The organism is Stenotrophomonas sp. Ste86, from assembly GCF_024519465.1.
Taxonomy (GTDB): domain Bacteria; phylum Pseudomonadota; class Gammaproteobacteria; order Xanthomonadales; family Xanthomonadaceae; genus Stenotrophomonas.
The window spans coordinates 340593-353079 of the sequence record NZ_JALJRW010000001.1; the positions used below are offsets into that span (position 1 = coordinate 340593).

A 12487-nucleotide genomic window follows, 5' to 3' on the forward strand; every position below is an offset into this window, starting at 1 on the left:
GGCATGGGGTGTACGGGCCAGCGGGCCGATTGGATGCAACGCCGCGCCCATTTCCGCCCTGCACGCCGCCGGTACGGGCGCTTGGGGATCATGTGCCTCCCCCTCCCACCCTTCCCCCGCCATGGCCAAGCCGTCCGGCTCCCGTCTTGTCATCTATGCCGCGCTTGCCGGCAACCTCTGTATCGCCATCGCCAAGTTCGTCGCCGCCGGGCTGTCGGGCAGCTCGGCGATGCTCAGCGAGGGCGTGCACTCGCTGGTGGATACCATCAACGAGCTGCTGCTGTTGTACGGCCTGCGCCGCTCCGAGCAGAAGCCCGATACCGTGCATCCGTTCGGCTACGGGCGCGAGCTGTACTTCTGGAGCTTCATCGTGGCCCTGCTGGTGTTCGCCGCCGGCGCGGGCGTCTCGGCGTATGAGGGCATCCAGCACATCCGCAACCCCGAGCCGGCCACCAACCACCTGATCAGCTACACGGTGCTGGGTGTCTCCATCGTGTTCGAAGGCACCTCCTGGTGGATCGCCCTGCGCGAGTTCCGCGCCACCAAGGGCACGCTGGGTTACTTCGAAGCCTTCCGGCGCAGCAAGGACCCGACCACGTTCACCGTGCTGCTGGAAGACAGCGCTGCCCTGCTCGGCCTGGGGTTTGCCTTGATCGGCCTGGTGGCCGCGCAGCTGCTGGACATGCCCATCCTCGATGGCGTGGCCTCGCTGTGCATCGCCGGGGTGCTGGCGGTGACCGCCTTCCTGCTGGCGCGCGAAACCAAGGGCCTGCTGGTCGGCGAACCGGCCCACCCCAGCGTGGCCAAGCGCATCCTGGCGGTAGCCAACACCGACCCGGACCTGCGCAACGCCAACGGCGTCACCACCATGCAGATGGGTCCGGACCAGGTGGTGGCGATGCTCAGTGCCGAATTCGAGGACGACCGGACCACCCCGCAGATCGAGGCGTGCATCACCCGGATCGAAAAGGCGGTAAAGCAGGAATACCCGGAGCTGGTGGCGCTGTTCATCAAGCCGCAGACGCCGGAGGTGTTCCGGGCGCGGCGGGCGGAACTGGGCGAACCCAAGCCGAGCCCCTGACCCGTTGCGGCCCGCGGCCCCCTGCAGCGCAGGTGGGCCAGTCCGCGCGGGGCCGCTCAGGCCGGCGCGAACATCTGGCGCACGCTGCGCAGCAGTTCGATCACGCTGAACGGTTTGGGCAGCAGCGACATGCCCGTGCCGAGGAACTCGTTGCGCACCGCCGCGCCCTCGGTATACCCGGTGACGAACAGCACCGGCAGATGCGGCCGCAACACGCGCGCGGCATCGGCCAGCTCGCGCCCGTTCATGCCCGGCAGGCCCACGTCGGAGAGCAGCAGGTCCACCTCGCGGGTCGAATGCAGCTCCAGCAGGGCCTGCTGCGCGTTGATCGCCTCGACCACCTGGTAACCGGCCTCGACCAGCATTTCGCGCACCATCATCCGCACCGAATCGGTATCGTCCACCAGCAGGATGCGCTCGGCGCTGCCGCGTGGGACCTGGCTGGGAACAGGTTTCTGTTCGTCGATACCGACCAGTTCGCCTTCGGGCAACAGCAACTCGATCTCGGTACCTTCGCCGCGCTCGCTGGCGATGCGCGCACTGCCGCCGGACTGGCGGGCGAACCCGTAGGTCATCGACAGGCCCAGCCCGGTGCCCTCGCCCTGCGGCTTGGTGGTGAAGAAGGGCTCGAACACCTTGGTCAGCAGTTCCATCGGAATGCCGATGCCGTTGTCCAGGACCTTGACGCTGATGTAATGACCCGGCGCGAGCTCATGATCGCGCTCGATCTCGGTACGGTCGGCGCGGATGCGGATCAGCCCCTGCCCGCCCAGCGCATCGCGCGCGTTGATCACCAGGTTGAGGATCACGTTCTCGAACTGGTTCGGATCGGCGACGGCCACCATCGGCTGCGGCCCCAGTTCCAGATCCAGCTCGATGTTCTCGCCGATCGAGCGCAGCAGCATGTCTTCCAGCGAACGGATCCGCGCGACCACGTCGAAGGTCTGCGGGTCCAGCGGCTGCTTGCGGGCAAAGGCCAGCATCCGCTGGGTCAGCGCCGCCGCCCGGTGGGCCGAGCCGGTGGCGATCTCGACATACCGCGAGGCCTTGTCCCATTTGCCACTGGAGACGGCCATCTCGATCATGTCCAGGCCGGAGATGATCGTGGTCAGCAGGTTGTTGAAGTCGTGCGCGATGCCGCCGGTAAGCTGGCCGAGCGAGTCCATCTTCTGCGCCTGCAGCAGCTCGACCTCGGTGCGCTGGCGCTCGGCGATCTGGAAGGCCAGCTCCGACGTCGCGGTTTCCAGCTCCTGGCGCTGCTCGGACTCGCGCGCGTGGTGTTCGGTGGTGTCTTCGATCAGCACCAGGCCCTGGCCGGGTGCATGGTAAGGCGTCACGCGCCATTCGGTGATGCGGGTGTCGGCGCCTGCGCGCAGCGTAAAGGTGCCCTGCCAGCGCTCGCCTTCGGCCAGCGCGACCTTCAGGGCAGCCAGGGGCGCGGCCTGTTCGTCCAGAAGCGATTCCAGCGCGCCCGGCTGGGTGGCATCCATGCCAAGCAGGCGCACGAAGGCATCGTTGGCATCATGGGAGCGCAGGGACGCATCCAGCACGGCGATCGGTGCATTGATCTGGCGGAAAATCTCGCCGAACCGCGCCTCGGCCTCGCGCAGCGCTTCTTCGGAACGTCGGGCGCGCAGCAACGTGCGCAGCGTGGCCAGCAGCACGTCCGGGTCCACCGGATGGATCAAGTAGGCATCGGCACCGGCGTTCAGGCCGGTGATCAGGTCACCGGTGGCGATGGACGCGGCCGAAACGTGCACCACCGGCAGCAGCCGCATGCGCGCGTCCTCGCGCAGTTGCCGCACCACGTCAAAGCCACTCATGTCAGGAAGGTTCACATCCAGCACAAGCGCGCCGAAGTCCTGCGCGGCCAGCCTGGCCAGTCCCTCGCCACCGGTACCGGCTTCTTCGACGCGGAACCCATGGTGCTCCAGCACGCGGCGCACCGCGTAGCGGGTGGCGACGTTGTCGTCCACGACGAGGATGCGGTCAGAGTGCGGCATCGGCAGCCTCCGTGGCGAGCGTGAGCGGCAGGATCACATAGAAGTCCGAGCCCTCGCCGACCACACTGTCCACGCCCACATGCCCTCCCAGCAACTCGGCGAAGCGCTTGCACAGCGACAGCCCCAGCCCGGTACCGCGCAGACGCTTCTGCAACGGCGTGTCGACCTGGACGAAGTCCTCGAACAGGGTGGACTGCAGCTCGGCGGGAATGCCGATGCCGGTATCGCGCACGCTGAAGCGGACCGAGTGCTCGCCTTCCAGGCGCGCAGAAACCACCACCTGGCCATTCGGGGTGAACTTCATGGCGTTGGAAATGTAGTTGCGCAGGATCTGCGCCAGCTTTTTGTCATCGGTGTACAGCATCGGCAGCGCGGGCGGATCGTCGAACACCAGGTCGACCTGGTTGCCCTCCACCAGCGGGCGGAACATGCCGCGCAGCGCCGAGAACAGGTCCATCAGATCGAACCACGCCGGGGAAATCGTGATGCGCCCGGCCTCGATCTTGGCCAGGTCCAGCAGGTCATCCACCATCTCGCGCAGCTCGCTGGTGGAGGCGCTGATGAAGCGCACCTGGCGGCGCTGCTCGTCGGTGAGCGGGCCGTCCATGCCGTCTTCCAGCAGCCGGGTCATGCTCAGGATCGAACCCAGCGGCGTGCGGAACTCATGGCTCATGTACGACAGGAAGCGGCTCTTCAGCTCGGAGACCTCGCGCAGCTGCTCGGCCTGCTGGTCCAGTTCGGCATACAGCGCCAGCACCCCCTGGTTGGTCTCCTCCAGCTCGGCACGCAGCGCGTCGGCCTCCCGGCGCAACGTCTGCAGCTCGTGCGGGTCAGGGGCGGTAGTCAATGCAGGTCTCCAGGACGCAGGGCCACGATGCCGACGTCGTCGCGGCCACGGTCGAAATCGCGCTGCAACACCGCCACGATCACGCTGGGGTGGCGGTGGAACAGGCCGGGGTAGTCACGCAGGCTCCAACGGGCCTGCAGTCCATCGCTGTGCATGACCAGAAGCGTGCCTGCGGGTGCGTGAAATTGAAAGGGTTGGGCTTTACGGAACTGCACCCCGACGATGCCGGGGTGGGAGGCCATGCCACGTGAGGTGGTCGGCTCGCACAGCGTGGCGGAAATGTTGCCGATGCCCGCGAACTGGATGCTGCCGGCCTGCGTGTCGATACTGGCCACCGCCGCCGCGCCACCGCGGGTGCCGGACATGCCGGCATGCAACGCGCCGATCAGGCCGGGCGCATCGAAGCTGGTGGCCTGCGCAGCGCCAGCAACCCCGGCCTGCGCGGCGTCCGCCGCCTGCAGCCCGTGGCCGAGACCGTCGATGAGCGTGACCGCCACCGACGGCCCTTGCGCGCGTAGGTGCCAGCCATCGCCACAGGCCACTTCATGACGCATGGCAATGCGCAGCGCACCGTACGGAAGATCGATGGCGGCCGTCGCGCGGCCGGGATAGATCCGCGCCACGATCACCGCGCCCCTGGCATCGGACCAGGCATCAAGCAGCGTCGCCTGGCGTGCGATCGCGCCCAGACCGATGCCCTGGGTACCGCCCGTGGAATAGCCATCGGGCAGGCAGTGGGACAGTGAAAATCCCGGGCCCGCATCGATCGCGCACAGCTCGACACCGAGGCCGCTGCGCCCGCAGACCAGCGACAGGTGCATGCGCCCGCCCCGCCCGTGCTTGATCACATTGGTGGCCAGTTCGGTGGCCACCAGGGCAACCCGGCCCGCATCGGTTTCGTCGAAACCGGCCTGCTCGGCGAGCGCCAGCGCTTCGCGCCGGGCCTGTCCTACCTGCGAGGTTTCTTCGACCGCCACCACCCGCGTCACCTGGCCGGCGAAGTTCAGGTCCATTTGGTGATCGTGATGCGCGTGCCTTCGCCGGGCGCACTCTCCAGCTCGAACTCGTCCACCAGCCGGCGCGAACCGGACAGGCCCAAGCCCATGCCGGACCCGGACGACCAGCCATCGGTCAGCGCCTGCGCCAGGTCGGGAATGCCCGGGCCCTGGTCGGCGAAGATCAGGCGCACGCCCTTGCGCAGCCCACTCTCGAGGATTTCCCAGTCCATGGTGCCACCGCCGCCATAGATCACGGCATTGCGCGCCAGTTCGCTGGCGGCGGTGACCAGCTTGGTCTGGTCGATCAGGCGCAGCTTGCAGGCCACGGCCACCTGGCGCGCAGCCTGGCGCGCCAGCACCACGTCCTGTTCAACGCGGATCGGCAGGGTCCCACTGGGCGCGGTCATGGCGCGTCGTCATCGGTGCGCTGCAGCAGCTTCATCCCGCGCTCGACGTTGAGCGCGGTCCGCACGCCGCTGAGGGTCAGGCCCAGTTCGACCAGGGTGATCGCAACGGCCGGCTGCATGCCGACCACGACCGTGGTGGCGTCCATGATCCGCGCGATCGCGGAGATGGTGGAAATCATGCGCCCGATGAAGGAGTCGACGATATCCAGCGCGGAAATATCGATCAGCACGCCGCGCGCCGAGGTGCGTCGGATCTTCTCGCTGAGGTCGTCCTGCAGGGTCAGCGCGAGCTGATCGTGCATGTCCACCTGGATGGTCACCAGCAGCAGGTCGCCCATCTGCAGAATCGGAATACGTTCCATCTCAGCGCTCTGCCCGCACCACCGTCTGCCCAGTGCGCTTGAGCGCCAGGGCAAGTGCATCGGCCAGGTTGGCCTTGGTCACGATGCCCTGCAGGTCCAGCCCCAGGTGCACGATGGTCTGGGCAATCTGCGGGCGCACGCCGCTGATGATCGCATCGGCGCCCATCAGGCGGATCGCGGTGACGGTCTTGAGCAGGTGCTGGGCCACCAGGGTGTCCACGGTGGGCACGCCGGTGATGTCGATGATGGCGATTTCCGAGCCGGTATCGACGATCCGCTGCAGCAGCGATTCCATCACCACCTGGGTCCGCTGCGAATCCAGCGTACCGATCATCGGCAGCGCGAGCACGCCTTCCCACAGCTTCACCACCGGGGTGGACAGCTCCAGCATCTCTTCCTGCTGGCGCTGGATCACGTCTTCGCGGGTTTTCTGGAACGCCTGCACGCTGTGCAGACCGAGCAGGTCCAGCAGCTCGGAGATCGCCCAGAGCTGGTCGCCCAGCTGCGCTGCATCGGCGGCATAGCCCTGCTGGACCAGTTCGAACAACGGGCGCTTGAGCGAGAACAGGAAGCTGGCCGTCTCCGTCGAATTGAAGCCCTTCAGCACGCGATCGCGCGAGAGATCTTCCAGGAAGCGGCGGGTGTCCTGCCACTCTCGGGCGCCCACGGTGCCGGCGTTGGCAGTAGAGATGGCCTCCAGGAACAAGCGCCAGAACTCGCGTGCCTGCGTCTCCAGCTCGCGCTGGGACAGCCGGTTGTCCTGCGCCTGGCTTCCGGAGGTGAGGTTCTCCATCCATTTGGACAGCAGTTGTTCCTGCTGGCTACGGATAAGGTCGATCGTGCGCTGCTGCAAAGCCGCCATGGGGCATTCCTGGAAAGGGGATCAAAAAGTGACGCACTTCACATGAATGCGCGCCAGCACGCGAGCTTAAATGAATTCAGGTTTATGAGGTGCTACGTTGCCGCCCGGTGCGTGAAAGATCCGTGCAGGTCCCTGACTCGTTCAGAAAAAATCGCTCTGCTCAGTCCAGCAACCCCATCAATGAGTGGTGCACCGCCACCCCGGCCAGCGCGCCCTCCCCCACGGCCAGGGCAATATTGCCGGCCATCCGCGCCGCATCACCGCAGGCGAACACGCCCGGCACGGTGGTCTGCTTGGCCGAGTCGGTGCTGATGCAGCCGCCGTCCTTGAGCTCGCAGCCGAGCTGCTCGGCCAGGTCGCTGGACAGCGTGGAGCGCGGCGAGACAAACAACGCGTCCATCGGCAGGCGGCGCCCGTCGTCGAGGACAACGGTGGCCTTCTCCTCCACGCATCGCACCGGCGTGGAGTCGATCACCACGCCGCAATCGTCCAGACGGCGGCGTTGTTCTGCATCGATACGCGTGTCTGCCTCGCTGCAGAACAGGGTCACCTGGCCCCAGTCGCACAGCAGCAGCGCCTGCCCTGCGCCGCCATCGTCGGCACAGCCGATCACCCCGAGCCTGCCCTCGTACAGCTCATAGCCATGGCAGTACGGGCAGTGCAGCACGCTGCGTCCCCAGCGCTCGGCCACCCCATCGATATCGGGCAGCGCATCGGTCACCCCATAGGCAAGGATCAAACGGTCGGCACTGAAGGTCTGACCGTCCTCGCAGGTAATCTTGAACGGCGTATCCGGCTCGGCCGACGCAGCCACCGCCGTTGCGGTCAGCCAGGTCAAGGTCGGATAGGCCATCAGTTCCTGCCGTGCCTGCATCGCCATCTCCGCAGGCGCGATCCCCTCCCGGCCCAGGAATCCATGCGCCACCAGCGCGTTGCGGTTGCGTGGCGTGCCACCATCGATCACCAGCACGTTGCGACGCGCCCGCACCAGTTGCAGCGCGGCGGACATGCCGGCGTAGCTGCCGCCCACCACCACCACGTCGTACTTGCCGGTCTGCGCGGGGGTCATGGCCGTCACGGGGTTTTCTCGGGAGCACGCACGCGGCGGCTGGTCAGCAGGCCCATGCTCCGCTCGGGCATCGTGAGCCCGCCCTGCGGGTCCAGCGCCGGGACGGGGCCATCGGTGCTGGTCAGCAGGACCCGCCAATGCCGCCCGGGCAGCACCGGCACATCGAAGCGCACCTCGCTGTGGCCGGCGTTGAACAGCAACAGCAGGGTTTCATGCTCGGGGCCGGGCTCACTGGTCTCCAGCGCGTTGCCGCCCATCTTGAGCATCAGCACGCGCGCCTCGGGATCGTTCCAGTCCGCTTCGTGCATGACCCCGCCATCGGCGCGCAGCCATTCGATCGCGGTATCGGCCATGTCGTCACGCGCGTCCAGGAAGCGCCCGCGCCGCAGCTGCGGATAGCGGCGACGCAGCTTCAGCGCCTTGCGCACGAACGCTGCCTGGCGTACGCCGGCCTCCGAGCCGGCCTGCGCCCAATCCATCCAGGTCAGCGCGTTGTCCTGGCAATAGGCGTTGTTGTTGCCCTGCTGGGTGCGCCCGAACTCGTCGCCGGCCAGCAGCATCGGCGTGCCCTGCGAGAACAGCAGGCTCGCCAGCAGGTTGCGCATCTGCCGCGCACGCAATGCCAGCACGTCGGGATCCTCGGTCGGGCCTTCGGTACCGTGGTTCCAGGAGATGTTGTGGTCGCTGCCGTCGCGTCCGTCTTCGCCGTTGGCCTCGTTGTGCTTGTCGTTGTAGCTGACCAGATCGCTGAGGGTGAAGCCATCGTGGGCGGTAACGAAATTGATCGACGCCGCCGGGCGCCGGCCCTTGTGGTTGAACAGGTCGGCCGAACCCATGATGCGCGTGGCGAACTCGGCCAGCTGGCCACCATCGCCGCGCCACAGCGCCCGCACGTTGTCACGGAACTTGTCGTTCCATTCGGCCCAGCCCGGTGCGAACTGGCCCAGCTGGTAGCCGCCCGGGCCGATATCCCACGGCTCGGCGATCAGCTTCACCTGGCTCAGCACCGGGTCCTGGCGCACCGCATCGAGGAAGCTGCCGGACGGGTCGAAGCCGGAGCGCTCGCGGCCGAGAATGGTGGCCAGGTCGAAGCGGAAGCCGTCCACGTGCATGTCCTGCACCCAGTAGCGCAGCGAGTCCATCACCATGCGCAGCGCGCCGGCGTTGGTCAGGTCGAAGGTGTTGCCGGTGCCGGTGTCATTGATGTAGTAGCGCGGATTGTCGGCCAGCCGGTAGTAGCTGGCGTTGTCGATGCCCTTGAAGGACAGGGTCGGGCCCAGTTCGTTGCCTTCGGCGGTGTGGTTGTAGACCACGTCCAGGATCACTTCCAGCCCGGCGGCGTGGACGCAGGCCACCATCTGCTTGAACTCGGCGATCGCATTGGTGGACAGCAACCGCGGGTCCGGCGCGAAGAAGGCCAGGGTGTTGTAGCCCCAGTAGTTGCGCAGGCCGCGCTCCAGCAGGTGCTGGTCGTCCACATGGGCGTGGATGGGGAGCAGTTCCAGCGCGGTGGCGCCGAGCTGTTTGAGGTGGTCCAGCAAACCGTCCTGCTTGAGCGCGGAGAACGTGCCCCGCGCCGATTCGGCCACGTCCGGGTGCAGCATGGTCAGGCCGCGCACGTGCGCTTCGTAGATGACCGTGTCATCCCACGCCACGCCCGGCGGGCGATCACGTCCCCAGGTGAAGGCATCATCGACCACCGCGCACTTGGGCATGAACGGAGCGCTGTCGCGTTTGTCGAAGCTCAAGTCCTTGTCGCGGTGCCCGACGGTGTAGCCAAACAGCGCCGGCGCCCACTTGAGCTGGCCCACGATCTGCCGGGCGTACGGATCCAGCAGCAGCTTGTTGGCGTTGAAACGATGGCCCGCTTCGGGTGCGTACGGGCCGTCCACGCGGTAACCATAACGCTGGCCCGGGCGGGCATCGGGCAGGTAGCCGTGCCAGATCTCGTCGGTGTACTCGGGCAGGACGATCCGCTCCACCTCGCGTCCGCGCTCGTTGAACAGGCACAGCTCCACCTTGGTGGCGTGCCGGCTGTAGAGCGAGAAATTGACCCCCAGCCCATCCCAGGTGGCCCCCAGGGGGAACGGACGGCCCGCGCGCAGGCGCGAGCCCTGTACCGACGGCTGACCGGTCATTGGCCGCGCTCCTTGCCGGCGGCGGCCTGCAGTTCGGCCTCCAGCAGGCGCTCGGCCATCAGCCAATGGCGCAGGTGCTGGTCGTTCGGGCGGCCCTCGGCCTCCCAGATCTGGCGCGCCAGTTCTTCAATGCGTTCGCGTCGTTCTTGCTCTTCCATGGGTCCCGGCTTCATTGGTGGATCAACACGGTCACGGGGCTGTCCGCAGACAGCACCCGCAGGGGAATGCCAACGGCTTGAATATCTACAGACAGGCCGGTGAGTACGTTGCGATAACGGCCAGGCGGGACGTTGACGCGCGCCCCGCCCCAGAAACGCCCCGGCAGCGCGGTGCTCGCCTCCGCCGCCGGGCCGGCGGTGGTATCGATGGCCACCACCAGCACCACGCGTTGCTGCGCGTGCGTGCGGCACAGCGCCAGCACGCGATCGGGCGCGGTGCTATCCAGCGGTTGGTAATCGCCGTGCGCAAACAACGCCGGCATCGCGCGCCGCAACTGCAGCAGGTCGCGCAGCAGGCGCGTCTTTACCGCGCCGTCGTGCCACGCCGCCAGCAGCTGCGACCACGCCCGGGTGTCATCCAGTCCGTGATGGCGTGCCGGGTAATCCACCGGCCGGCGGTTATCCGGGTCCACCAGCGACAGGTCCCACGTTTCGGTGCCTTGGTACAGATCCGGCACGCCAGGCACGGTCAGGCGCAGCGCGGTCTGGGCCAGGCTCAGGCGCGCACCGGCCGGCGCCAGCCGCGTCACTGCCGCACGCAGCGCGTGCCGCAGCGGCTGCGCACGGGATACAGACAGCAGGTCGTCGACGAGCCTGTCTGCGATCTGCTCGTAGGCGGCGTCGGGGTTGCGCCAACTGCTGCGCACGCCAGCTTCGCGCAGCGCCTTGCGTTGCCATTGGCGGATGCGCGGGCTGAAGTCGTCCGGTAGCTGCTCGACCTGGGCCGGCCATGCCGACACCAGCGTCTGCCACAGCATCTGGCGATCGGCAGGATGCAGCGCGGCCACGCCGAGCGGCGCGGCGAGGCGGTCCAGGCGCCGTGCAGTGGCACCCCACCACGCGGGCCAGTGCGACAGCACCGCCAGCCGCATCCGCGCGTCTTCTCCGCGTTTATGGTCGTGGGTGGCCGTGGCCAGCAGCGCACGCCGATGCAACTGGCCGCGCTCGGCCGCCAGCGCGTGGAAGCTGTCCGGCGACAGCCCCAGCACCGACGGATGCGTGCCGACCTCGTTGCGCGAGAGCTGGGCGGCGTAGCGATAGAAGCTGCAGTCCTCCACCGCCTTGGCGTTGAGCGGCGCGCTCAGCAACTGGAACTGCTGGCGCAGCCGCAGGCACCGTGCCGGCAGCGCGGGCGAGCCCATCGGCGCAGGTGCTTCAAGCATCCAGCGCAGGATGTGCTCGATGGCCACTGTCACGGCAGGGTCGGCGCCGGCGCAGGCATCGCGTGCTGCGCGCTGCCACCAGACCCGGTCCAATGCGGCCGGTGCCGCGCCGGTCAGGTAACTGCGGTACACCGGGAAATGCGCCAGCAACCGGGCCACCGCCGCGGCCAGCAGGGGTCTGCCGAAATCAGCTGCCTGGCCGCCGGCTTCGTCGGCGACCTCGGCCAGCAACGCGGCCAGTGCCTCGAACTCGGCGTGCAGCCCGTTATCCAGCACCTCACCGCGCGCCTGCAGCTCGACCTGCCCGACAGTGCGCGCGTCTCCCGTCGCCTGTCGCCACTGCTGTGCCAGCACCGCGCCACCGGCGCTGTCATGCATCAGTCCGCCCACCTGGTCCATGAGGTCATAGCCGGTGGTGCCATCACAGGGCCAATCCGGTGGCAGCCGCTCATCGGGGCCGAGGATTTTTTCCACCCACAGCCCAAGCGTGCCGGGGGCCAGGTTGCGTGCCGCGCCGGCCACATCCAGCGCATCACGCAGGCGTCGCAGATAGGCGGCAGGATCACGCAGGCCATCCACATGGTCCACGCGCACCCCGTCGATCACGCCGTCGGCGGCCAACCGCAGCGGCAATGCATGCACCGCATCGAAGATCTCGGCGCGCTCCATCTGCAGCGCCGCCAACGCCGTGACGGTGAAGAACCGGCGGTAATTGACCTGCGCGTCGCCACTGCGCCACCACGCCAGCCGATAGGCCTGGCCGGCGAGCAATGCGGTGAGCGGTCCGGCTGCCATGCCCGGTACGGCATCGGCTTGGGTTTCCGGCGCCAAGGGATAACGGGCATCGCCGAGCGACAGCCAGGCGGTGCCTGCCGCATCGCGTTCCACCTGGATCCCCCCTTCTGCCACCGCCGTGGCCAGCGGGCGATCCAGTACCGGCAGCCACAGCTTGCCGCCGCGGCCAGGCGCCTGCCAATCGATGTCGAACCACGCCGCATACCGGCTGCGCTGGCCATTGGCGAGCACATCGGCCCAGAACGGATTGTCCGGGTGTGCGGCCACGTGGTTGGGCACGATATCCATGATGAGCCCCATGCCGTGCGCGCGCGCCTGCCCGGCCAGGCGCACCAGCCCGGCTTCGCCGCCCAGTGCCGGATTGACCGTGGTCGGATCGAGCGCGTCATACCCGTGGGTCGAACCGGGCACCGCCCGGGTGATCGGCGACAGATACAGATGGCTGATGCCCAGCGCCGCGTAGTAGGCCACCTGCGCGCGCGCCGCCTCGAAATCGAAACCGGCATGCAGCTGCAGCCGTGCGGTTGCGCGGAACGGCACCATC

The 12487-nt window shown here is 67.9% G+C and carries 11 protein-coding genes; 1 reads left to right on the forward strand and 10 read right to left on the reverse strand.

Features of this window, described 5'->3' with window-relative positions:
- Positions 1-121: 121 nt before the first annotated feature.
- Complete coding sequence (locus tag NR101_RS01560; RefSeq protein WP_256774409.1) at positions 122-1081, forward strand: cation diffusion facilitator family transporter; 960 nt, start codon at positions 122-124, stop codon at positions 1079-1081.
- A gap of 56 nt (positions 1082-1137) precedes the next feature.
- Here the strand turns inward: NR101_RS01560 and NR101_RS01565 are convergent, their stop codons facing one another.
- The 10 genes from NR101_RS01565 to treY form a co-directional block, all read right to left on the reverse strand.
- A complete protein-coding gene (locus tag NR101_RS01565; protein WP_256774410.1) occupies positions 1138-3084 on the reverse strand; it encodes a hybrid sensor histidine kinase/response regulator in 1947 nt (648 codons plus the stop codon).
- On the reverse strand, positions 3071-3931 hold the full coding sequence (locus NR101_RS01570) for an ATP-binding protein (RefSeq protein ID WP_256774411.1): 861 nt from the start codon (positions 3929-3931) through the stop codon (positions 3071-3073). Before NR101_RS01570 ends, NR101_RS01565 begins: the two co-directional genes overlap by 14 nt.
- Entirely contained in the window at positions 3928-4944 is a 1017-nt protein-coding gene (locus NR101_RS01575) for an ATP-binding protein (RefSeq protein ID WP_256774412.1), read from the reverse strand. The genes NR101_RS01570 and NR101_RS01575 overlap by 4 nt, the downstream gene beginning before the upstream one ends.
- Entirely contained in the window at positions 4935-5336 is a 402-nt protein-coding gene (locus NR101_RS01580; protein WP_256774413.1) for an anti-sigma regulatory factor, read from the reverse strand. Before NR101_RS01580 ends, NR101_RS01575 begins: the two co-directional genes overlap by 10 nt.
- A complete protein-coding gene (locus tag NR101_RS01585; RefSeq protein WP_256774414.1) occupies positions 5333-5698 on the reverse strand; it encodes an STAS domain-containing protein in 366 nt (121 codons plus the stop codon). Before NR101_RS01585 ends, NR101_RS01580 begins: the two co-directional genes overlap by 4 nt.
- Before the next feature lies 1 nt (position 5699).
- Positions 5700-6560, reverse strand: coding sequence for an STAS domain-containing protein (locus tag NR101_RS01590; protein ID WP_256774415.1), 861 nt, complete (start codon positions 6558-6560; stop codon positions 5700-5702).
- A 160-nt stretch (positions 6561-6720) separates the two neighbouring features.
- Entirely contained in the window at positions 6721-7629 is a 909-nt protein-coding gene (locus NR101_RS01595) for an NAD(P)/FAD-dependent oxidoreductase (protein WP_256774416.1), read from the reverse strand.
- 5 nt (positions 7630-7634) lie between these two features.
- Positions 7635-9767, reverse strand: coding sequence for a glycogen debranching protein GlgX (glgX, locus tag NR101_RS01600; protein WP_256774417.1), 2133 nt, complete (start codon positions 9765-9767; stop codon positions 7635-7637).
- A complete protein-coding gene (locus NR101_RS01605; protein ID WP_256774418.1) occupies positions 9764-9925 on the reverse strand; it encodes a DUF2934 domain-containing protein in 162 nt (53 codons plus the stop codon). The genes glgX and NR101_RS01605 overlap by 4 nt, the downstream gene beginning before the upstream one ends.
- Before the next feature lie 11 nt (positions 9926-9936).
- Positions 9937-12486: a malto-oligosyltrehalose synthase gene (treY, locus tag NR101_RS01610; RefSeq protein WP_256774578.1), complete on the reverse strand. Its 2550-nt coding sequence runs from the start codon at positions 12484-12486 to the stop codon at positions 9937-9939.
- Position 12487 lies beyond the last annotated feature (1 nt).